Below are 21,619 nucleotides of genomic sequence, written 5' to 3' on the forward strand. Positions count from 1 at the left end.
CCCGCACGGGTGACGTCAGCCTGCGGCTCGTAGCACAGCTGCGACAATCGGGCCCGCCGCGTCGCCGCCGTGGCCGCCCTCCTCCGTCATGGCCGCCGCCGCCACGTCGTTGCGGAAACCGGTGAACCAGCTGTTGGACACCTGCTGTCCGTCGACCTCCGCGGAACCGGTCTTCGCGCCGATGTCCCCGCGGAGCCCGGCCATCGCCGTGGCCGCCGTGCCCTGGGTCGCGGTGAGCCGCATCATCTGCTTCAGCTGGGAGGCGGTGGTGTACGGCAGCCCCTTCGCGGTGGCCAGTTCGCGGTCGTCGAGCCTGGGCGAGATGAGGTAGGGCTGGCGGAAGGTGCCGGTGATGGCGGTGGCCGTCACCGAGGCCATGTTCAGCGGGTTCATCTGGACCTGGCCCTGGCCTATCGCGTTCGCCGCGCGGTCCGGGCCGCTCATGGGGGGCACCTTCCCGTCGAAGGAGACGATGCCGGTCTTCCAGTCCTCGCCGATCCCGAAGCGGTTCTGGGCCTCCAGCGTCAGCGACTCGTCGGTGAGCGGCTTCTCGTCGATGAGCTTGATGAAGGCGGTGTTGCAGGACCGCATGAAGCTGTTGGCGAGGGTGGCGCCCTCGTTGGGCTCCATGTTGGTGAGGTTCTTGAAGGTCTGCCCCTGCCACACGGCGCTGTCCGGGCAGGGCGCCGGGCCGTTCATCGAGGTCACGCCGTTGTCGATCAGCATCGCGGCGGTGATGATCTTCATGGTGGAGCCGGGGGCCTTGGTGCCCTCGAAGGCCGCGTTGAAGGCGTCCGTACGGTTGTTGGCCACGGCCAGCACCTCACCGGTGGTGGGCTTGACGGCCACGACCGACGACTGTTTGTACAGCTTCACGGCCTTCTCGGCGGCCGCCTGCGCGGTCGCGCTGAGCGTGGTCCTGAGCTTGCCCGCCTTCCCCTCGGCGAGGGTGAGCAGCGAGGTGTCGGGGGTCTGGTCCGGGTGCTTGATGACCAGCTCGATGCCGGGGGTGCCGCCGGCCTTGTCCCCGTACTTCTCGCGCAGCGCGTCCAGGACCGGGCCCAGCGACGGGTACTTCTCCTTGCTCAGCACCTTGCCGTCGCGGTCCACCGCCTCGATGGACGGGTTCGCGGACTCGCCGGTGACGAGCCGGTCGTCCCGCTGGAGCTTCGGGTACACCACGGAGGGCTGCCAGTCGACGAGCGCCTTGCCGGTGGTCACCCCGCGCACGACGGTCAGCTTGCTGCTGTACGTGAGCGGCTTCGACTTGCCGTCGTACGACACCGTCGCCTTCACGCTGTACGGCACGGTCGCGCCGGTCGCCTTGCCGGGCGTGACGCGCACCTCGCCGATGTGGGCGTCGGTCCCGAACTCCGTCAGCAGGGCCTCGGCCGCCGTGCCGTTGTTCGTCAGCGCGCCAGCGACCGCCGCGTCGCCCTTCTCCCAGGCGGCGAAGAAGTCCTTTGAGGTCTCCTCGATCTCGTCGGCGGTCGGCGGCCCGCTCCGCTTGGTCTCGCCGACCCCGCCGCTCCCGTCGTCGCTCAGCGCCGACACGAAGTTGTACGCGCCGTATCCGGCCCCGCCGACCATCACGGCGAACACCGTGCTGACGACAGCGACCTTCACCCCCTTGGCCATGGATGGCCCCCTCCCCGAATTCCCCGTTGTTGTGGGCAGCCTAAGCGGGAGGTGTGACAGGTGGGGTAAAGGTTTTCTGAATCCGTCGGGCCGGGTGCTCAATCATGTACGTGAACTACGGTCGCCGACCGGGATCATTGCGCCCATGGGGATGCCCGTCCAACCGACGATTTCCGCTCCGTGGCCTGCGATCACCGGCCTAGACCCACGTGTCCAGCCACATCCGCGACCGCCAGTCGTCGATCGGGATCGACGTTCCCGTGTACAGCGGCCAGAAGTAGATGAAGTTCCAGGCGATCAGCAGGACCAGGACGCCTGCCGCCGTGGCGCCCGCCACGCGGCGGGTGTCGGAGGCGCGTGGAGGCCCCACCAGGGCACCGACGAGCATCGCGACGGCCAGACAGAGGAAGGGCAGGAAGACGATCGTGTAGAAGAAGAAGATCGTGCGTTCCTGGTAGTTGAACCAGGGGAGGTACCCGGCCGCGATGCCGCAGGCGATGGCGCCCGCCCGCCAGTCGCGTCGGAAGAACCAGCGCCACAGCACGTACAGGATCGCGAAGCAGGCCGCCCACCACAGCAGCGGCGTGCCGATCGCCAGGACCTCCCGCGCACACTTCTCGCCCGCGTCGACCGGGCAGCCGTCGGTGCCGGGCGAGGGGGACTCGTAGAAGTACGAGACCGGGCGGCCGTCGACGATCCAGCTCCACGGGTTGGACATGTACGTGTGCGGCGAGGACAGGCCGACGTTGAACTTGTAGACCTCGTGCTCGTAGTGGATCAGGCTGCGCCACCAGTCGGGCAGGAAGGTCCAGCTGCCGCCCTTGCCGTCGGTCGCCGCCCAGTTGCGGTAGTAGCCGCCGGTGCCGTCCGCGGGCGAGAGGATCCAGCCGATCCACGAGGTGACGTAGGTGACGACCGCGACCGGCACCATGGCGAGGAACGCGATGCCGAGGTCGTACTTGAGGACGGCCTCGTAGGGGCGGCGGGCGCCCGCGACCCGGCGCGAGCCCACGTCCCACAGCACCGTCATGACGCCGAACGCGATGAGGAAGAAGGCGCCGTTCCACTTGGTGCCCATGGCCAGGCCCAGCAGCAGGCCCGCCAGCCAGCGGTAGGGGCGCCACCCCAGGCGCAGGGTGTCCCCGATGTGCGCGTCGGGGCGCACGAGGCCGAAGGAGTCGACCGGCAGCGCGGCGGCGAGTTTCTCCCGGGCCCGGTCGCGGTCGATGACCAGGCAGGCGAACGCGGCCAGCACGAAGAACATCAGCACGCCGTCGAGCAGCGCGGTCCGCGCCATCACGAAGGCCAGGCCGTCCACGGTCATCAGCGCGCCCGCAAGGCAGCCGAGGAACGTGGAGCGGAAGAGCCGCCGGCCCACCCGGCACACGATCAGCACCGACAGCGTCCCGAGCAGCGCCGTCATGAACCGCCAGCCGAACGGGTCGAACCCGAACATCAGCTCGCCGAGCCCGATGACGTACTTGCCGACCGGCGGATGCACCACGTACGCGGCGTCCGTCGGCAGCGGGACGTGCCCGTTCGAGGACAGGATCTGGCTGTCGGCGTTCTTGCCCCAGCTCAGCTCGAAGCCGCGGTGGACGAGCGCCCACGCGTCCTTCGCGTAGTACGTCTCGTCGAATATCACCTTCTTCGGGCTGCCCAGGTTCCAGAACCGCATCAGCCCCGCCACCAGCGTCACCAGCAGCGGTCCCAGCCAGCCCGACCAGCGCGTGATCCGCTCGGCGAGCCCCCCGGGCACGCCCAGGACCTGCCACATCCGCGGACTGGGCGTGACGAAGGGCGGCACCAGGCGCTCGCGCACATCGCTTCTGGCCTCGGGCGTGTAGCCGAAACGGCGCAGCCTCTGCTGCCACGACGGCCGCCGGTCCTGGGGGGCCTGGTCCTGCCGGGTGTCCGTGGAGGACGCGGTACTGGTCACCGCGCCATCGTAAGGAACCGCGCTGTGTGAGTCCCGTGCATGGGCGGATGCGTCCGGTTCGGGGTGCTGCTGGGAGGATGGGGACGTGACTGGAACCCTTGTCCTGGCGGGCACCCCCATTGGCGACATCGCGGACGCTCCTCCCCGGCTCGCGGCGGAACTGGCCGGGGCCGACGTGGTCGCGGCCGAGGACACCCGGCGGCTGCGGCGGCTGACCCAGGGGCTCGGCGTGACGCCCAAGGGGCGGATCGTGTCGTACTTCGAGGGCAACGAGGCCGCCCGTACGCCCGAACTCGTCGACGAACTCCTCGGCGGCGCGCGCGTGCTGCTCGTCACCGACGCGGGGATGCCGTCGGTGTCCGACCCCGGGTACCGGCTGGTCGCCGCGGCCGTGGAGAAGGACGTCCGGGTCACCGCCGTACCAGGGCCGTCAGCGGTGCTCACCGCGCTCGCGCTGTCCGGGCTGCCCGTGGACCGGTTCTGCTTCGAGGGGTTCCTGCCGCGCAAGGGCGGTGAACGGCTGTCGCGGCTGCGGGAGGTCGCCGACGAGCGGCGCACCCTCGTGTACTTCGAGGCTCCCCACCGGCTCGACGACACCCTCGCCGCCATGGCCGAGGTGTTCGGGGCCGAGCGGCGGGCGGCGGTGTGCCGGGAGCTGACCAAGACGTACGAGGAGGTCAAGCGGGGGGAGCTGGGCGCCCTCGCGCAGTGGGCCGCGGAAGGGGTCAGGGGCGAGATCACCGTCGTCGTCGAGGGGGCGCCCGAGAAGGGGGCCGGGGAGGTCGACGACGCGGAACTGGTGCGCAGGGTGCGGGTGCGGGAGGAGGCGGGGGAGCGCCGCAAGGAGGCGATCGCCGCGGTGGCCGTCGAGGCCGGGGTCCCCAAGAGGGTCGTTTTCGATGCCGTCGTCGCGGCGAAGAACGCCCCTTCCCCAGGTACCGGATGAGGTGGGTCACACCCCCTCTGAGCAGGGCGCATGACTTCTGAGCGTGCGCCCCATGTGCTCGCAAAGCCGTGTATCGGAATGCAAAGCTCCAAGCTGCCCCGCGGGCCCGTTCGGCAAGGAAGGACCAAATCGCCTCCAACAGTCGACAGGCCTGTCGCCATCGGGTCCCGGGAGGCGTCCACTGGGGTGAGGGACGTTCCCGTCCTTCGAACCAGCGGACACACAGGAGCTGGCATGAGTGAGATCGCAGGGCACCCCGGTGCGACAGCTGTCGTCAACGAGTCCTACTCCTTCGCCTGCATGCGCTGCGGGCACGGATGGGAGCAGTCGTACGAGATAGAGCACCACGTCGACGGCGACGGCCGGGAGTTCGTGCAGTACACGGCGGACGGACGGGTCGTGCCCTCTCCGCTCTCCAGGCCCACGTGCGCGAACTGCGACAACCACGTCGTACGGATCATGCGGCCCGGCCGGGTCGCCTCCGCCCGAGACGCGGCGCACGGTCAGCACCGCACGCCCCCGGCCGGGCCCGTCGAGGCGCCGGCGGCCGGTGACGGCACACAGGTCCCGGGCGCGGACCACCACTGGCACCTGGCCGACCTGCTGCACGTCTTCCAGCGCAAGGCGAGCTGACCGCTCCGGCATCCGGGTGGGCATGCCCCTTTCGTAGGATCGGGGCATGCCTTCGAACAGCCCCCGCGACAAGAACGCGGCCCCGCCGCTCCCCGAGCCCCTGCGGGTCCCGGTCGCCGACTCCCACACCCACCTGGACATGCAGGACGGGACCGTGGAGGACGGACTCGCGAAAGCCGCGTCGGTCGGGGTGACCACGGTCGTCCAGGTCGGCTGCGACGTACGGGGCTCCCGGTGGGCGGCCGAGACGGCGGCCCGGTACGACGCCGTCCACGCCACCGTCGCCCTGCACCCCAACGAAGCGCCCCGGATCGTCCACGGCGACCCCGACGGCTGGTCCCGGCAGGGGGCGCGCGAGGGCGGGGGCACCGGGGCGCTCGACGAGGCGCTCGCGGAGATCGACCGCCTGGCCGCCCTCCCGCAGGTCAAGGGCGTCGGCGAGACCGGCCTCGACCACTTCCGCACCGGCCCGGAGGGCAAGGAGGCGCAGGAGGCGTCCTTCCGCGCCCACATCGAGATGGCCAAGCGGCACGGCAAGGCGCTCGTCATCCACGACCGGGACGCCCACGCCGACGTGCTGCGCGTGCTGAAGGAGGAGGGCGCCCCCGAGCGCACCGTCTTCCACTGCTACTCCGGCGACGCCGAAATGGCGGAGATCTGCGCCGGCGCCGGATACTTCATGTCCTTCGCCGGCAACGTCACCTTCAAGAACGCCCAGAACCTGCGGGACGCGGTGGCCGTGGCGCCCCTCGAACTCCTCCTCGTGGAGACCGACGCGCCCTTCCTGACACCGGCGCCGTACCGCGGACGGCCCAACGCCCCCTATCTCATTCCGGTCACGGTGCGTGCCATGGCCGCCGTGCGCGGCATCGACGAGGACGCGTTGGCCACGGCACTCGCCGCGAACACCGCACGCGCCTTCGGATACCGAACGGCCGCCGACCCCCTCGAACGTAACTCCGGGTAGCCGCGTCGCTTTGGAGAGTGACGACCGCTCCGCTAGGTTCTGTGGGCCCGATCCGGACCCCTGGAGCGTGTCGTCGTGAGCAACTCGCAGTACGAGACGTACGAGGCCTACGAGACGTACGGCCCGACCGAGCCGTACGAGCCCTCGCCGTACGGCGGTCACGGCGTGCCGCCGACCGATCCGGACACCACGCAGACGCTCGCCCACGGGGTGTACGGGGCGCCGGACACGACACCCACCCAGCCCTACGAGGACACTTACCGGCCCGCCTACGAGATGCCCCGGGCACCGCTCCCGCGCCAGGCCGAGGTGGGGCGGCGGGCCGCGCGCCGGCGCCGGGCGCGGTACGCGGAGCGCCAGGAGAGCCCGATGCGCCGGCTGTTGCCGCAGGCGCTGGTCGTCGCGTTCCTCGCCGGGGGCACCACCGCGTTCGTCGCCGAGGACAAGGCGATCGAGCTCACCGTCGACGGCAGGCCCCGGACGCTGCACACCTTCGCGGACGACGTGACCGAACTGCTCGCCGAGGAGGGAGTCACGGTGGGCGCGCACGACGTGGTCGCGCCCGCCCCCGGCGAACAGCTCGCCAGCGGCGACGAGGTCGCGGTGCGCTACGGGCGTCCCCTGCGGCTCACGCTCGACGGGCACCGGCGTGAGGTGTGGACCACGGCACGGACGGTGGACGGGGCGCTCGAGCAGCTCGGGGTGCGTGCGCAGGGCGCGTACGTGTCCACCTCGCGCTCCCGGCGGATCGGGCGGGAGGGGCTCGCCCTGGACGTGCGGACCGAGCGGACCGTGACGATCATGGCCGACGGCCGGGCGCGCACCATCCGCACGAACGCGGCGACCGTGGCCGACGCCGTCCAGGAGGCCGGGGTCACGCTGAGGGGCATGGACACCACCTCGGTGGCGCCGGGCAGCTTTCCCCGCGAGGGCCAGACCGTCACGGTGCTGCGGATCACCGGGTCCAGGGAAGTGCGCGAGGAGCAGATCCCCTTCCGGGAGGAACGGAGCGAGGACTCCTCCCTCTTCAAGGGCACGGAGGTCGTGGAGCAGTCGGGAGCGCCGGGGGTGCGGCGGGTCACCTACTCCCTGCGGACCGTCAACGGGGTCCGGCAGAAGCCGCGGCGGACCAGGGTCGAGGTGGTGCGGGAGCCCCGGACGCAGATCGTGCGGGTGGGGACCAGGCCGAGGCCGACGTCCGTCCAGGGCGCCGACCACCTGAACTGGCAGGGCCTGGCGCACTGCGAGTCCGGGGGCCGCCCGAACGCGGTGGACCCCTCGGGCACGTACGGCGGGCTGTACCAGTTCGACACGCGGACCTGGCAGGGGCTGGGCGGTTCGGGCCGGCCCCAGGACGCACCGGCGGCGGAGCAGACGTTCCGGGCCAAGAAGCTGTACGTACGGCGGGGGGCGAGCCCGTGGCCGCACTGCGGCGGCCGACTGCACGGATGAGGGTGCCGGCCTGGACCCACCTTCAGGGGCGCGGGGAACTGTGCGACCAGCCCCCACCGGTGCGCGGATAGGCTGTGCACGTGAGCAGCCCCTCCCCAGACGCCCTACTCGGCCCGGCCGACATCCGCGAACTCGCCGCAGCCCTCGGCGTCCGCCCGACCAAGCAGCGCGGCCAGAACTTCGTGATCGACGCGAACACGGTCCGGAAGATCGTCCGCACCGCTGACGTCCGGGACGACGACGTGGTCGTGGAGGTAGGCCCCGGCCTCGGGTCACTCACCCTCGCGCTCCTCGAGACCGCGGACCGCGTCACCGCCGTGGAGATCGACGACGTACTCGCCTCCGCACTGCCGGCCACGATCGCCGCCCGCATGCCTACCCGCGCGGACCGTTTCGCCCTGGTGCACTCGGACGCGATGCACGTCACCGACCTCCCCGGCCCATCGCCTACGGCACTCGTCGCGAACCTCCCGTACAACGTCGCCGTACCCGTGCTGCTGCACATGCTCGACACCTTCCCGAGCATCGAGCGCACCCTCGTCATGGTCCAGGCGGAGGTCGCCGACCGGCTCGCCGCGGCACCCGGTTCGAAGGTGTACGGCGTTCCGTCCGTGAAGGCCAACTGGTACGCCGAGGTCAAGCGGGCCGGGGCGATCGGCCGCAACGTCTTCTGGCCCGCGCCGAACGTCGACAGCGGGCTCGTCGCGCTCACCCGCAGGACCGAGCCGATCAGGACGACCGCGTCGAAGCGCGAGGTGTTCGCCGTCGTCGACGCCGCCTTCGCCCAGCGGCGCAAGACCCTGCGGGCCGCGCTCGCCGGGTGGGCGGGTTCGGCGGCGGCCGCCGAGACGGCCCTCGTGGCGGCCGGGGTCTCGCCCCAGGCCCGCGGCGAGGCGCTCACCGTCGAGGAGTTCGCGCGGATCGCCGAGCACGCACCGAACAAGGAGCCGGTCCAGCAGTGAGCGTCACCGTCCGCGTCCCCGCCAAGGTCAACGTCCAGCTCGCGGTGGGCGCCGCCCGCCCCGACGGCTTCCACGACCTGGCCAACGTCTTCCTCGCGGTCGGCCTCCACGACGAGGTGACCGTGACGCCCGCCGACGAGCTCCGCGTCACCTGCGCGGGTCCCGACGCCGCCCAGGTCCCCCTGGACCGCACGAATCTGGCGGCCCGCGCGGCGATCGCCCTCGCCGAGCGCCACGGTCTCGATCCCGCCGTCCACCTCCACATCGCCAAGGACATCCCCGTCGCCGGCGGCATGGCGGGCGGCAGCGCGGACGGCGCGGGCGCGCTGCTGGCCTGCGACGCGCTGTGGGGCACCGGCGCCTCCCGTGCGGAACTGCTCGACATCTGCGCCGAGTTGGGCAGTGACGTGCCGTTCAGCCTGGTCGGCGGGGCCGCCCTCGGGACGGGACGCGGGGAGAAGCTCAGGACGCTGGAGGTCGGCGGCAGCTTCGACTGGGTCTTCGCCGTGGCGGAGCGCGGGCTGTCGACCCCGGCCGTCTTCCGTGAGTTCGACCGGCTCACCGAGGGCCTCGACGTCCCCGCGCCCGTCGCCTCCGAGCACCTGCTCGACGCCCTGGCCGGCGGCGACCCGGACGCGCTCGCCGCCGCCGTCTCCAACGACCTCCAGCCCGCCGCCCTCTCCCTCTTCCCCGAGCTCACCGACACCCTCGCCGCCGGCAGCGCCGCGGGCGCCCTCGCCGGGCTCGTCTCGGGATCCGGCCCCACCACGGCGTTCCTCGCCCGCGACGCCGAGTCCGCGGCGAAGATCGCGGACGCGCTGCTCGCCTCCGGCACCTGCCGGACCGTGCGCACGGCGTCAGGGCCCGTGCCGGGTGCGACGGTGATCCGGCCGTAGCGGGCGGACTACCCTGGAGGGTCGATCGATCCCCCTGGGCAGGAGAGAAATGGCCGTCAATCTGGTCAATGTCGAGAACGTCAGCAAGGTGTACGGCACCCGTGCCCTGCTGGACGGTGTCTCGCTCGGCGTCTCCGAGGGCGATCGCATCGGCGTCGTGGGCCGCAACGGCGACGGCAAGACCACCCTGATCCGCATGCTCGCCAAGCTGGAGGACGCCGACACCGGGCGCGTCACGCACTCCGGCGGACTGCGCCTGGGGGTCCTCACCCAGCACGACTCCCTGGACCCGACCGCCACCGTCCGGCACGAGGTCATCCGGGACATGGCCGACCACGAGTGGGCCGGCAACGCCAAGATCCGTGACGTGCTGACCGGACTGTTCGGCGGGCTCGACCTGCCCGGCTTCCCGCAGGGACTCGACACCGTCATCGCGCCGCTCTCCGGTGGCGAGCGCCGCCGTATCGCGCTGGCCAAGCTGCTCATCGAGGAACAGGACCTGATCGTCCTCGACGAGCCCACCAACCACCTCGACGTCGAGGGCATCTCCTGGCTGGCGAAGCACCTGCGCGAGCGCCGGTCCGCGCTCGTGTGCGTCACCCACGACCGGTGGTTCCTCGACCAGGTCTGCACGCGCATGTGGGACGTGCAGAAGGGCGACGTCTTCGAGTACGAGGGCGGGTACTCCGACTACGTCTTCGCGCGTGCCGAGCGCGAGCGGATCGCCGCCACCGAGGAGACCAAGCGGCAGAACCTGGTCCGCAAGGAGCTGGCCTGGCTCCGGCGCGGAGCCCCCGCCCGTACGTCCAAGCCGCGCTTCCGCGTCGAGGCCGCCAACGAGCTCATCGCCGACGTGCCGCCGCCGCGGGACAGCAGCGAGCTGATGAAGTTCGCCTCCTCTCGGCTCGGCAAGACCGTCTTCGAGCTGGAGGACGTCACCGTCCAGGCCGGGCCCAAGGTCCTGCTCAAGCATGTGACGTGGCAGCTCGGCCCCGGGGACCGGATCGGTCTCGTCGGGGTCAACGGCGCCGGGAAGACCTCCTTGCTGCGGGCCATGGCCGAGGCCGCGCGGACCGAGGGCGAGAAGCAGCCCGCGAGCGGGCGGGTCGTGGTCGGCCGGACCGTCAAGCTCGCCTATCTCTCGCAGGAGGTCGCCGAACTCGACCCGGCGCTGCGGGTGTTGGAGGCCGTCCAGCAGGTGCGGGAGCGCGTGGACCTCGGCAAGGGGCGCGAGATGACCGCCGGACAACTCTGCGAGACCTTCGGCTTCAACAAGGAGAAGCAGTGGACGCCGGTCGGGGACCTGTCCGGCGGTGAGCGGCGGCGGCTCCAGCTGCTGCGGCTGCTGATGGACGAGCCCAACGTCCTCTTCCTCGACGAGCCCACGAACGACCTCGACATCGAGACGCTGACGCAGCTGGAGGACGTCCTCGACAGCTGGCCCGGCTCGATGATCGTCATCTCCCACGACCGGTTCTTCGTCGAGCGGACCACCGACCGGGTGTTCGCGCTGCTCGGGGACGCCACCCTGCGGATGCTGCCGCGGGGCATCGACGAGTACCTGGAGCGACGGCAGCGGATGGAGGAGGCGGCCGCCGCCTCGGCGCCGGTGGTGGAGAAGCCCGCCGTCGAGAAGAGCTCCGCCGACCAGCGGGCCGCGAAGAAGGAGCTCCAGAAGATCGAGCGGCAGCTCGACAAGATCTCCGAGAAGGAGACGAAGCTGCACGCGGCCATCGCCGAGAACGCCACGGACTTCGGGAAGGTGGCCTCCCTCGACGCCGAACTGCGGGATCTCGCCGGGGAGCGTGAGGAACTGGAGCTGCGGTGGCTGGAGCTGGCCGAGGACGCGTGAAGGTGCGGCACATCCTCCTCGAACGACAGGAAAGCCAGGAATTCAGCACTTCCGGGACACTTCTCACCGGTAGGGGAAGCGCAACGTCGAACTAGCGTGTAGCTTCCGGGGGCATGAAGGGCGGGGGTGCCGGGAGAGGGCCTCCGCCTGTGCGGATCAGTGGGCATCCATGGTGGGGCATTCACGCGGATCCATTGGGGGGACTGGGGGGTTGCTCGATGGGAGTTCGGCTCATGGTGGTCGACGACCACCGATTGCTCGCCGAGGCGCTGGCCTCGGCACTGAAACTGCGCGGGCACCGGGTGCTCGCGGCGGCGGCGCCCGCCGCGGGGGCGGCGGAGCTGGTGATCAGCCGGGCGCCCGAGGTGTGCCTGCTGGGGACGGCCACGCCGGCCGAGCCGGGGATGTTCGACCCGGTCGTGAAGATCAAGCGGGAGCGGCCGCAGGTGGCGGTGCTGGTGCTGGGGCCGGTGCCGAGCCCCCGCGGGATCGCCGCCGCCTTCGCCGCGGGGGCCTCCGGCTATGTGCGGCACGACGAGCGCATCGAGGGCGTGGAGCGGGCGATCATGAAGGCGCGGGCGGGGGAGGCGGCGGTCGCTCCGCAGCTGCTCCAGGGCGCGTTCAGTGAACTGCTGAACCCCGCGGCCCAGCCCGACGACGAGGGGCAGCGGCTGCTCCAGATGCTGACGCCCCGGGAGGTGGAGGTGCTGGTGCGGGTGGCCGACGGGGAGGACACGCGGCTGATCGCGGCGGGGATGGGGATAGCGCCGTCCACCGCGCGGACGCATGTGCAGCGGGTGCTGATGAAACTGGGGGTGGGGTCGCGCTTGGAGGCGGCGGCACTGGCGGCCCGGACGGGATTGCTGGACCGGGCGGGGCCAGTCCCACAGCCTCAGCCTCCGGCGGTGGAGCAGGGGTAGGTGGGGTCGGGCAGCTGAGGCGGTCGGGCGTCTGCGGGCCGGTGGGGGCGGGCGTTTCGCGCAGTTCCCCGCGCCCCTGAACGCCTGCGGCGCAGCCGCGGCTCCGGTGGGGTGTGGCGCGTGAGGCTCGGTGACGGATCGGGCAGGGCCGGGCTGACTGCAGCCCCCCCAGGGGCGCGGGGAACTGCGCGATCAGCCACAGTGCGCCCGCACCCGCCCTCTCACCCGACCGGGCACCCCCTTAGGCGCCCCGCCCAAGCCCAGCGCAGCGGCCCCGCGGGGAACTGCGCGACCAGCCGCAACGCGCCCGCACCCGCCAGACAACCCGACCCGGCACCCCCCTAGGCGCCGTCCTGCTCCTCAGGCGTCTCCACCTGCACCGGCGCCGCAGGCTTCAGTTTCAGCCACACCAGGAAGAAGATGCCCAGGGCCAGCATCCCGAGGCCCGTCCAGAGGTTGATGTTGACGCCCTCCGACTTGTCGAGGGAGGAGTCGGAGGGGTTGATGCCGGCGATCGTGACGATGATGCCGTAGAGCACGAACAGGCCGCCGATGATGCGGCGCAGGTCGAAGATGCGGGCAGCCGTCGCCGACTTGGCCTGGAGTTCGGAGACTTCCCGCTGGACGTCGTGTTCGGACATGGTTGCTCAAGCCTCCGGGATCAGAAGGAGAACGGGATGTAGCAGGCGGCGGCCAGGACGACCGCGCCCCAGCCCAGCAGGGCCGGCCTGCGGTACCAGGCGTCGTCGCCGACGGCGGGGGGCTCGGACATGCCGGGGGACGTCGTGCCGTAGACGAGGCCCTGGAGTTCGTCGGCGGGCTTGGGCACGGTGAACAGGGACACGGCGACCATGACCACCGCACCGGCCACGAAGCCCACGATCGCGGAGACGAAGTTGGCGCCCTGGTCGGAGGGGATGTCGATGATGCCCTGCTTGTAGATCCAGAAGTAGTTCACCATCGCCGCGACCGTGCCGGCCAGCAGACCCCAGAAGCCGGACTTGGCGGACGCGCGCTTCCAGAACATGCCGACGATGAAGACGACGAACATCGGCACGTTGAAGAAGGAGAACAACGTCTGGAGGTAGCTCATGATGTTCGAGAAGGAGGACGCCAGGAACGCCGTGCCGACCGACGCGCAGACTCCGATCACCGTGATCAGGCGGCCGAAGCGGACGTAGTACTCGTCCTCACGGCCCTTGTGCACATAGCGGCCCCAGATGTCGTTGGTGAACACCGTGTTGAAGGAGGACACGTTGGCCGCCATGCCCGCCATGAAGGCCGCCAGGAGGCCGGTGACCGCGATGCCGAGGACGCCGTTCGGCAGGAGCTGTTCCATCAGGTACGGGATGGCGTCGTTGTACTGGTAGCCCGAGTCGGGGGTGCCGAAGCCGGGGATCAGGGCGGCCACCGTCAGGCCCGGGATCATCACCAGGAACACGATGAAGATCTTCGGGAACGCGGCGATGAGGGGCGTGCGCTGGGCCGCCGAGAGGTTCTTCGCCGACAGCGCCCGCTGGACCTCCGCGAAGTTCGTCGTCCAGTAGCCGAAGGACAGCACGAAGCCGAGACCCAGCACGATCGTCAGCCAGTTCGCGCCCAGCGGGTTGGCGCTGCCGATGCCCGTGCCGCCCCACGCCGTGGTGAAGTTCGCCCCGTGCTCCGCCGTCAGCTTGTCCGTCAGGCCGTCCCAGCCGCCGACCTTCTTCAGGCCGAGGACGACCAGGGGGATCAGGGCCGCCAGGATCACGAAGAACTGGAGGACCTCGTTGTAGATCGCGGAGGACAGGCCGCCGAGGGTGATGTAGGCGAGGACGAAGGCGCCGGCCACGACGATGGCCACCCACTGCGGCCAGCCCAGCAGGGCCTCGACCACGATCGCGAGGGCGTACAGGTTCACGCCCGCGATCAGGATGGCCGCGAAGGCGAACAGGGCCGAACTGAGCAGGTGCGCCCACTTGTCGAAGCGCAGCAGCAGCATCTCGGGGACCGAGCGCACCTTGCTGCCGTAGTAGAAGGGCATCATCACCAGGCCCAGGAAGACCATGGCCGGGATGGCGCCGATCCAGTACCAGTGGACCGTGTAGGCGCCGTACTGCGCGCTGTTGGCGGCCATCCCCAGGATCTCGGTGGCGGCCAGGTTGGCGGAGATGAAGGCGAGGCCGGTGATCCAGGCCGGCAGGGAGCGGCCCGACAGGAAGAAGTCGAGGCTCGTCTTCACCGAGCGGCGGGCCGCGAAGCCGATGCCGAGGACGACGACGAAGTAGATGCCGAGGATCGTGTAGTCGAGCCAGTTGGTGGGGAGTCGCAGCTCGGCCGCGAGATATGCGGTGTATGAGCTGTTGGTGGGGCTTTGCATAGTCAGCAATTCAACACCTCGGCTGATGCGCTTTGTTTGATTCCGATGTTGACTCGGGTGGGTGGTTATGGTTACTTGTGTTTAGTTATGTTTGAGTGAAGGAGTCCAGCGGTGAAGAAGACCTCGACCCGGCTGGCCGACGGTCGCGAGCTCATCTACTACGACCTGCGCGACGACACCGTCCGCGACGCCGTGGACCGGCGGCCGCTGGAGCGGACCGTCACCACGTCCGAGGTTCGTCGTGATCCGCTGCTCGGCGACTCCGTGGCCATCGCCTCGCACCGGCAGGGGCGCACCTACCACCCGCCCAAGGACGAGTGCCCGCTGTGCCCCTCGCAGGGTGAGCGGCTGAGCGAGATCCCGGACTCGTCGTACGACGCCGTGGTCTTCGAGAACCGTTTCCCCTCGTTGGCCGGCGACTCGGGGCGCTGTGAGGTCGTCTGCTTCACCTCGGACCACAACGCGTCCTTCGCGGACCTCACGCAGGAGCAGGCACGGCTCGTCCTGGACGCGTGGACCGACCGGACGTCGGAGCTGTCGCATCTGCCCTCCGTGGAGCAGGTCTTCTGTTTCGAGAACCGGGGTGCGGAGATCGGTGTGACCCTGGGTCACCCCCATGGCCAGATCTACGCCTACCCCTTCACCACGCCTCGCACCGCCCTGATGCTGCGTTCTCTCGCGACGCACAAGGAGGCGACCGGAGGGGAGAACCTCTTCGACGCCGTCCTGGAGAGCGAGCTGGCGGGCGAGCGGCTCGTCCTGGAGGGCGAGCACTGGGTGGCCTTCGTGCCCTTCGCGGCGCACTGGCCCTACGAGGTGCACCTCTACCCCAAGCGCCGGGTGCCGGACCTGCTCGGCCTCGACGAGGACGCCCGCACAGAGTTCCCCAAGGTGTATCTGGAACTGTTGAGGCGCTTCGACCGGATCTTCGGCGAAGGTGAGCCTCCGACGCCGTACATCGCCGCCTGGCACCAGGCGCCGTTCGGGCAGTTGGAGGAGTTCGAGGGCGTCAACCGCGACGACTTCGCGCTGCATCTCGAGCTTTTCACCATTCGTCGCACGTCCGGCAAGCTGAAGTTCCTCGCGGGCTCCGAGTCGGGCATGAACGTCTTCATCAACGACATCCGACCGGAAGCCGCGGCACAGCGACTGCGAGAGGTAGCGAGTTCATGAAGTACCTGGTGACAGGTGGCGCGGGATACGTCGGCGGTGTCGTGGCCCAGCACCTCCTTGAGGCCGGCCACGAGGTCGTCGTCCTCGACAACCTCTCCACCGGCTTCCGCGAGGGCGTCCCGGCCGGGGCCGCCTTCATCGAGGGCGACATCCGCGACGCCGCCAAGTGGCTGGACCCCTCCTTCGACGGCGTGCTCCACTTCGCCGCGTCCTCGCAGGTCGGCGAGTCGGTCGTGAAGCCCGAGAAGTACTGGGACAACAACGTGGGCGGGACGATGGCCCTGCTCGGCGCCATGCGCGAGGCCGGCGTCAAGAAGCTCGTCTTCTCCTCCACGGCCGCCACGTACGGGGAGCCCGAGGAGGTGCCGATCGTCGAGTCGGCGCCGACGAAGCCCACCAACCCGTACGGCGCCTCCAAGCTCGCCGTCGACTACATGATCACCAGCGAGGCGAACGCGCACGGCCTGGGTGCCGTCTCCCTGCGCTACTTCAACGTCGCCGGCGCCTACGGCAGTCAGGGCGAGCGGCACGACCCGGAGTCGCACCTCATCCCGCTGGTCCTCCAGGTCGCCCAGGGCAGGCGCGAGGCGATCTCGGTCTTCGGCGAGGACTACCCGACCCCGGACGGCACCTGCGTCCGCGACTACATCCACGTCGCCGACCTGGCCGAGGCCCACCTCCTCGCGCTGAAGGCCGCCCAGCCGGGCGAGCACCTCATCTGCAACCTCGGCAACGGCGAGGGCTTCTCCGTCCGCCAGGTCATCGAGACGGTCCGCAAGGTGACCGGCCACCCGATCCCCGAGGTCGTGGCCCCCCGCCGGGACGGCGACCCGGCCACCCTGGTCGCCTCCGCCGCCACCGCCCGCGAGAAGCTGGGCTGGAACCCGTCCCGCGCGGATCTCGCGGGGATCGTCGCGGACGCGTGGGAGTTCGCACAGAGCATCAGCGCAGCAAGGGAGCAGTAGTGGCGGCACAGCAGGTCAGGGACGGTTTCACCGAGCTCTACGGAACCGAGCCCGAGGGTGTCTGGTCGGCGCCGGGCCGCGTCAACCTCATCGGTGAGCACACCGACTACAACGACGGCTTCGTGATGCCCTTCGCGCTGCCGCACACCGCGGTCGCGGCCGTCTCCCGGCGCGAGGACGGCGTGCTGCGCCTGCACTCCTCGGACGTCGAGGGCGGTGTCGTGGAACTCCGCCTCGACGACCTCGCCCCGGAGAGCGACCGCGACTGGACCGCCTACCCGGCCGGTGTCGTCTGGGCGCTGCGCGAGGCCGGGCACCCGGTCACCGGCGCCGACGTCCACCTCGCCTCGACGGTCCCGGCGGGCGCGGGCCTGTCCTCCTCGGCGGCCCTGGAGGTCGTCGTCGCGCTCGCGTTGAACGACCTGTACGAGCTCGGCCTCCAGCGCTGGCAGCTGGCCCGGCTGTGCCAGCGCGCCGAGAACGTCTACGTCGGCGCCCCCACCGGGATCATGGACCAGACCGCGTCCGCCTGCTGCGAGAGCGGTCACGCCCTGTTCCTCGACACCCGGGACCTCGGCCAGAAGCAGATCCCCTTCGACCTCGCCGCCGAGGGCATGGTCCTGCTGGTCGTCGACACCCGCGTCAAGCACGCCCACAACGAGGGCGAGTACGGCAAGCGCCGCGCGGGCTGCGAGCGGGGCGCGGCCCTGCTCGGCGTGGACGCGCTGCGGGACATCCCCTACGGCGAGCTCGACGCGGCCCTCGCGAGGCTCGGCGACGACGAGGAGGCCGTACGCCTGGTCCGGCACGTCGTCACCGAGGACGAGCGGGTCGAGAAGGTCGTCGCCCTGCTGGAGTCGGGCGAGACCCGCGCGATCGGCCCGGTGCTGGTCGCCGGACACGCCTCCCTGCGCGACGACTTCCGGATCTCCTGCCCGGAACTGGACCTGGTCGTCGACACCGCCCTCGCCTCGGGCGCCCTGGGCGCCCGGATGACCGGCGGCGGCTTCGGCGGCTCGGCGATCGTGCTGGCCGAGGCGGCCGACGTCGAGACCATCACCAAGGCGGTCCAAGAGGCCTTCGCGGCGGCCGAGTTCACCGCTCCGCGGGTGTTCGAGGCGGTGCCCTCGGCAGGGGCGCGGCGCCTGGTCTGAGACCGGCTGACCGCTGTTTTGCCCGGCTTGATCCGAACTTGGGGAAAGCCGGGCCTCTCCCTGACATACGCCCCAGTAGCGTCGGAGCGTGAGTCGAGGGCGCCTTCGCATCCTGTCGGCGATCGGCATCGGCTGCTACGCGCTCGCCGCGATCGCCGGCTTCTTCGTCCTGGCCGACCACCAGGGCTACGGACTCCTGGTGCCCCTGTGGATCGCGCACGGGGTGCTCCTCGCCGTCCTGCTCACCAAGCTGTGCGCGGACGAGACGGGCCTGTCCGCGGCGCTGCTGGTGGTGGGGGCCTCGCTCGCGGCCGTGTACATCGCCGACCTGGCCCGCGACGACCTCACCCTGGAGCGCCGGGGCGAACGGATCACCGCCACCGTCGTACGGGACTGGCCCGCCCCGGACCGGGGGCGGGAGGCGGACACCTACGACTACGCCCTCGCGCGCCGCGACGGCACCAGGCTCCCGGGCCCCGCCCTCCAGGCCGGATCCGGCAGCTTCGCCGTCGGGCAGACCGTCACCGTGCTCGCGGACCCCGCGGGCGTCCTGCGCCCCCGCCTCCCGGGCGACACAGGCGCGACCGGAGACGTCCTGGGCGCGGGGGCGTTCGTGCTGATCGCGCTCGGCGTCGTCGCGGCAACGGGCCGCCGGGGCGCGTCCGTAGCCCGTCGACGGGAGGAGCGGGCCCGGCTGGCGGAGCAGGAACACATCCTCCGCGAGGCACTGCGCACGGCCTCGGCCGACGACCACGGGGTCATCGAGGTCCACCCCGGGCACTACCCCGACGTCCCCCACCGCCGCGCGGCCGGCATCGCCGGGGAGCTGGGCCTGGAACCGGCGGACGAGCCGGGCTCGTGGCGCTTCAGACGGTGAGCCGCTTGGTGAGCGTGTACTCCGTGATCCCCGGCGGATAGTCCGGGATCACGCACACCACCTCGTACCCCTGCTTCTTGTAGAACTCCGGCGCCTGGAAGTCCCAGGTCTCCACGCGTGCCGCGGTGCAGCCCCGGCCGCGCCGGGCCAGGCGCTCCGCGCGTGCGAGCAACTGCGAACCCAGGCGCGCCCCGCGGTGTTGTCCGTCGACCCACAGGTAGGTCACGTGCAGCCAGTTCGTCCAGGTGTGGCCGACCAGTCCGCCCGCGAGCGCGCCGGAGTCGTCCAACGCCCAGACGTGGAGCGGAAGTTCCCGTTCACCTGGGGTTCCGCGCAGTGCGCGCAGGACCGGGGAGGCGGCCGTGTTGGCGTCCCGCAGCCGTTTGCGGAGCAGATCCTGCCGGGCTTTGTCGACTTCTGTCTCCAGACGAAACATGCGGCTCACCATAAACGCACCGGACAGCCAGTTCTGCAAATAACCTTCCGCTCCTGCCCCCCGGCCGTACCCTGATGAACAGCACCGGTGGGGGCCGGTGCTGATCAGGGGGCGAGACAGTCGGGTACGGCGCCCGAAGTGGGGGTAGCAGTTCTTGCGCGGCGGCGGCCGTGCGGCCATCGTGCTTCGGGCGTCGTACCCGCGGCGGTCGTCTCCCGTGTCGTCCTCAGCCGAAGACGATGGGGCATCCCCTGCTCTTCGAGAGCTTGGGGAAGGGGGTTTCGTGGTTCGCATCCGAGTCCTGGTCGTCGACGACCATCGCATCTTCGCCGAGTCGCTCGCCGCCGCGCTGGCGGCCGAGCCCGACGTGGAGGTCTCCGCGGCCGGCAGCGGTCCGGCCGCGCTGCGCAGTCTGGAGCGCGCGGCCGCCGAGGGCCGCCGTTTCGACGTGCTGCTCGTCGACGCCGACCTGGGCGGCAACGTCCAGGGCATCAGGCCCGCCGTGTCCGTGCCGGACGGCGGCGAGGAAGGTCTGGTCGACGGCATATCGCTGGTCGCCGGGGTCCGTACGGGACAACCGGCGGTCCGGATCGTCGTGCTCGCCGAGAAGGACGATCCGCGGCGGGCCGCGCTCGCCCTCCAGGCCGGCGCCTCGGGCTGGGTCGCCAAGGACTGCTCGCTGTCCCGGCTGCTCACCGTCATCCGGGGGGTGCTGCGCGACGAGACCCATCTGCCGCCCGCCCTGCTCACCGGCGTGCTGCGGGAGCTCACCGCCGCCCGCAAGCACCGCACCGAGAGCGAGCGGCTGGTGGAGTCCCTGACCCCGCGCGAGCGGGAGGTGCTGCGCTGCATGGTGGCCGGGCTCGGCCGCAAGGCGGTCGCGGAGAGACTGTTCCTCTCCCCGCACACCGTGCGCACCCACATGCAGAACGTCCTCGGCAAGCTGGGCGTCCACTCCACCCTGGCCGCCGTCGCTCTCGCGCGGCGCGCGGGTGTGGGACCGGTCGACCTAGCCGGGGATGTTGTCGAACGGGGCGGTCAACTGGCGTAGCAGCCCGGCCAGTTCCCCGCGCTGGGCGCGGGAGAGCTCGGCGAGGATCGCGCGCTCCTGTTCCAGCAGACCGGCGAGGGCCTGGTCCGCGCGGTCCTTGCCGTCCTCCGTGAGCCGCACCAGCACCCCGCGCCGGTCGCTCGGGTCGGGCAACCGCTCCACCAGGCCCTTCTTGGCCAGCCGGTCGATACGGTTGGTCATGGTGCCCGAGGTGACCAGCGTCTGCGTCAGAAGCTGCCCCGGCGAGAGCTGGTACGGCGTCCCCGCGCGCCTGAGCGCGGTCAGCACGTCGAACTCCCATGGCTCCAGGCTGTGCTCCGCGAAGGCCAGCCGGCGTGCCCGGTCCAGGTGCCGGGCCAGTCTGCTCACCCGGCTGAGCACCTCGAGCGGTTCCACGTCGAGGTCAGGGCGCTCCCGGCGCCACGCAGCGACCAGCCGATCGACCTCGTCCTCCATGACGATCAGTGTAGTGGTTGTGTCGACATGAAGTCTCTTGATGTGAAGTCTCTTGACATCAAGATAAAAAGCGGGGAACAGTGAACGCCATGACGACTTGGGACCCCGCCCAGTACCTCCGCCACGCCGACCACCGCGCCCGCCCTTTCGCCGACCTCCTCGCCCGCGTCCCGGACCTGCCCGGCGAACGGCCCCTGATCGCCGACCTCGGCTGCGGCCCCGGCAACGTGACGGCACTGCTCGCCGCACGCTGGCCCACGGCCCGGATCACCGGCTATGACAACTCCGTCGAGATGCTCGACAAGGCGCGCGTCGAGTACGCCGGCCCCACGCCCGGCGGCGGCCGGCTCGACTTCGTCCACGCGGACGTCCGCACGTGGGCGCCCGCACAGCCGTACGACCTCATCGTCAGCAACGCCACGCTTCAGTGGGTGCCGGGGCACATGGAGCGGTTCGGGGCGTGGGTGGCGGGACTGGTGCCGGGCGGCACCTTCGCCTTCCAGGTGCCCGGCAACTTCGACTCCCCGAGCCACCGGCTGATGCGCGACCTCGCCGAGCGGGCGGGCCTCGCGCAGACCCTGCGCCACGACGACGCCGTCCGCACGCCCGAGGCCTATCTGGCGGCGCTGGCCGACCTGGGCTGCGAGGTGGACGCGTGGGAGACGACGTACGTGCACCTGCTCCAGGGCGAGGACCCGGTCCTGGACTGGGTGAAGGGCACCGGTCTGCGGCCGGTCCTGGCCGCACTCGCCGACGACCCGCCGGCCAGGGAGAGATTCCTGACCGCCTACCGTGCGGCCCTGCGCGAGGCGTACCCGCCGGGACCGCACGGCACGCCGTTTCCCTTCCGCCGCGTCTTCGCCGTCGCCCGCAAGCCGGCGGAGTTCCTGGTTTGACCGGGGCGGGCCGGGTCACCCGCAGAGCTGACAGCGAATTCCGATCG

20 protein-coding genes are annotated in these 21,619 nt (G+C 71.1%); 14 read left to right on the forward strand and 6 right to left on the reverse strand.

What is annotated here, in order from left to right; translation table 11 throughout:
• Positions 1 to 15: 15 nt before the first annotated feature.
• Complete coding sequence (locus tag ABZ098_RS21755; RefSeq protein WP_356593490.1) at positions 16 to 1,638, reverse strand: penicillin-binding transpeptidase domain-containing protein; 1,623 nt, start codon at positions 1,636 to 1,638, stop codon at positions 16 to 18.
• A 199-nt stretch (positions 1,639 to 1,837) separates the two neighbouring features.
• Positions 1,838 to 3,577, reverse strand: a complete 1,740-nt coding sequence (locus tag ABZ098_RS21760; protein WP_356593492.1) for a phospholipid carrier-dependent glycosyltransferase — start codon at positions 3,575 to 3,577, stop codon at positions 1,838 to 1,840.
• A gap of 85 nt (positions 3,578 to 3,662) precedes the next feature.
• Here ABZ098_RS21760 and rsmI point away from each other — a divergent pair, with 85 nt between their 5' ends.
• The 8 genes from rsmI to ABZ098_RS21800 all read left to right on the forward strand — a co-directional run bounded on the left by rsmI (position 3,663) and on the right by ABZ098_RS21800 (position 12,205).
• Positions 3,663 to 4,523 (forward strand): 16S rRNA (cytidine(1402)-2'-O)-methyltransferase, encoded by an 861-nt coding sequence (gene rsmI, locus ABZ098_RS21765; protein WP_356593494.1) that lies wholly within the window; start codon positions 3,663 to 3,665, stop codon positions 4,521 to 4,523.
• A 234-nt stretch (positions 4,524 to 4,757) separates the two neighbouring features.
• Positions 4,758 to 5,156 carry a hypothetical protein gene (locus ABZ098_RS21770; RefSeq protein ID WP_356593496.1) on the forward strand — a complete coding sequence of 133 codons (399 nt, stop codon included), beginning with the start codon at positions 4,758 to 4,760 and terminating at the stop codon, positions 5,154 to 5,156.
• A 46-nt stretch (positions 5,157 to 5,202) separates the two neighbouring features.
• Positions 5,203 to 6,123 (forward strand): TatD family hydrolase, encoded by a 921-nt coding sequence (locus ABZ098_RS21775; protein ID WP_356593498.1) that lies wholly within the window; start codon positions 5,203 to 5,205, stop codon positions 6,121 to 6,123.
• Between the two features lie 75 nt (positions 6,124 to 6,198).
• Positions 6,199 to 7,575 (forward strand): ubiquitin-like domain-containing protein, encoded by a 1,377-nt coding sequence (locus tag ABZ098_RS21780; protein WP_356593500.1) that lies wholly within the window; start codon positions 6,199 to 6,201, stop codon positions 7,573 to 7,575.
• An 80-nt stretch (positions 7,576 to 7,655) separates the two neighbouring features.
• Positions 7,656 to 8,537 (forward strand): 16S rRNA (adenine(1518)-N(6)/adenine(1519)-N(6))-dimethyltransferase RsmA, encoded by an 882-nt coding sequence (rsmA, locus tag ABZ098_RS21785; RefSeq protein ID WP_356593502.1) that lies wholly within the window; start codon positions 7,656 to 7,658, stop codon positions 8,535 to 8,537.
• Positions 8,534 to 9,433 carry a 4-(cytidine 5'-diphospho)-2-C-methyl-D-erythritol kinase gene (locus ABZ098_RS21790; RefSeq protein WP_356593504.1) on the forward strand — a complete coding sequence of 300 codons (900 nt, stop codon included), beginning with the start codon at positions 8,534 to 8,536 and terminating at the stop codon, positions 9,431 to 9,433. Before rsmA ends, ABZ098_RS21790 begins: the two co-directional genes overlap by 4 nt.
• A 49-nt stretch (positions 9,434 to 9,482) precedes the next feature.
• Positions 9,483 to 11,285 (forward strand): ABC-F family ATP-binding cassette domain-containing protein, encoded by a 1,803-nt coding sequence (locus tag ABZ098_RS21795; RefSeq protein ID WP_356593506.1) that lies wholly within the window; start codon positions 9,483 to 9,485, stop codon positions 11,283 to 11,285.
• Positions 11,286 to 11,503: 218 nt separating this feature from the next.
• Positions 11,504 to 12,205, forward strand: coding sequence for a LuxR C-terminal-related transcriptional regulator (locus ABZ098_RS21800; protein WP_356593508.1), 702 nt, complete (start codon positions 11,504 to 11,506; stop codon positions 12,203 to 12,205).
• A 341-nt stretch (positions 12,206 to 12,546) separates the two neighbouring features.
• Here ABZ098_RS21800 and ABZ098_RS21805 read toward each other — a convergent pair whose 3' ends face one another.
• The gene (locus ABZ098_RS21805; RefSeq protein WP_356593510.1) at positions 12,547 to 12,846 is read right to left on the reverse strand and encodes a hypothetical protein; all 300 of its coding nucleotides are present in this window, start codon (positions 12,844 to 12,846) and stop codon (positions 12,547 to 12,549) included.
• Between the two features lie 20 nt (positions 12,847 to 12,866).
• Positions 12,867 to 14,564, reverse strand: a complete 1,698-nt coding sequence (locus ABZ098_RS21810; protein WP_356593783.1) for a sodium:solute symporter family protein — start codon at positions 14,562 to 14,564, stop codon at positions 12,867 to 12,869.
• A gap of 111 nt (positions 14,565 to 14,675) precedes the next feature.
• On the opposite strand from ABZ098_RS21810, the gene galT reads away from it, so the two are divergent.
• The 4 genes from galT to ABZ098_RS21830 all read left to right on the forward strand — a co-directional run bounded on the left by galT (position 14,676) and on the right by ABZ098_RS21830 (position 18,733).
• Positions 14,676 to 15,737: a galactose-1-phosphate uridylyltransferase gene (gene galT, locus ABZ098_RS21815; RefSeq protein WP_356593512.1), complete on the forward strand. Its 1,062-nt coding sequence runs from the start codon at positions 14,676 to 14,678 to the stop codon at positions 15,735 to 15,737.
• Positions 15,734 to 16,702 (forward strand): UDP-glucose 4-epimerase GalE, encoded by a 969-nt coding sequence (gene galE, locus ABZ098_RS21820; RefSeq protein WP_356593514.1) that lies wholly within the window; start codon positions 15,734 to 15,736, stop codon positions 16,700 to 16,702. Before galT ends, galE begins: the two co-directional genes overlap by 4 nt.
• Positions 16,702 to 17,856, forward strand: coding sequence for a galactokinase (gene galK / locus ABZ098_RS21825; protein ID WP_356593516.1), 1,155 nt, complete (start codon positions 16,702 to 16,704; stop codon positions 17,854 to 17,856). Before galE ends, galK begins: the two co-directional genes overlap by 1 nt.
• Positions 17,857 to 17,944: 88 nt before the next feature.
• Complete coding sequence (locus ABZ098_RS21830; protein ID WP_356593518.1) at positions 17,945 to 18,733, forward strand: hypothetical protein; 789 nt, start codon at positions 17,945 to 17,947, stop codon at positions 18,731 to 18,733.
• Here the strand turns inward: ABZ098_RS21830 and ABZ098_RS21835 are convergent.
• Positions 18,723 to 19,181 carry a GNAT family N-acetyltransferase gene (locus ABZ098_RS21835; protein ID WP_356593520.1) on the reverse strand — a complete coding sequence of 153 codons (459 nt, stop codon included), beginning with the start codon at positions 19,179 to 19,181 and terminating at the stop codon, positions 18,723 to 18,725. The genes ABZ098_RS21830 and ABZ098_RS21835 overlap by 11 nt on opposite strands.
• 271 nt (positions 19,182 to 19,452) lie before the next feature.
• Between ABZ098_RS21835 and ABZ098_RS21840 the strand changes: the two genes are divergently transcribed.
• A complete protein-coding gene (locus tag ABZ098_RS21840) occupies positions 19,453 to 20,220 on the forward strand; it encodes a response regulator transcription factor (RefSeq protein ID WP_031042132.1) in 768 nt (255 codons plus the stop codon).
• On the opposite strand, the gene ABZ098_RS21845 is transcribed toward ABZ098_RS21840, so the two are convergent.
• Positions 20,179 to 20,676 (reverse strand): MarR family transcriptional regulator, encoded by a 498-nt coding sequence (locus tag ABZ098_RS21845; RefSeq protein WP_007382615.1) that lies wholly within the window; start codon positions 20,674 to 20,676, stop codon positions 20,179 to 20,181. The two genes, ABZ098_RS21840 and ABZ098_RS21845, sit on opposite strands and share 42 nt — an antisense overlap.
• An 89-nt stretch (positions 20,677 to 20,765) precedes the next feature.
• Here ABZ098_RS21845 and ABZ098_RS21850 point away from each other — a divergent pair, with 89 nt between their 5' ends.
• Positions 20,766 to 21,572: a trans-aconitate 2-methyltransferase gene (locus ABZ098_RS21850; RefSeq protein ID WP_356593523.1), complete on the forward strand. Its 807-nt coding sequence runs from the start codon at positions 20,766 to 20,768 to the stop codon at positions 21,570 to 21,572.
• Positions 21,573 to 21,619 lie beyond the last annotated feature (47 nt).

The organism is Streptomyces sp. NPDC006335 (genome assembly GCF_040612795.1).
Lineage (GTDB): Bacteria > Actinomycetota > Actinomycetes > Streptomycetales > Streptomycetaceae > Streptomyces.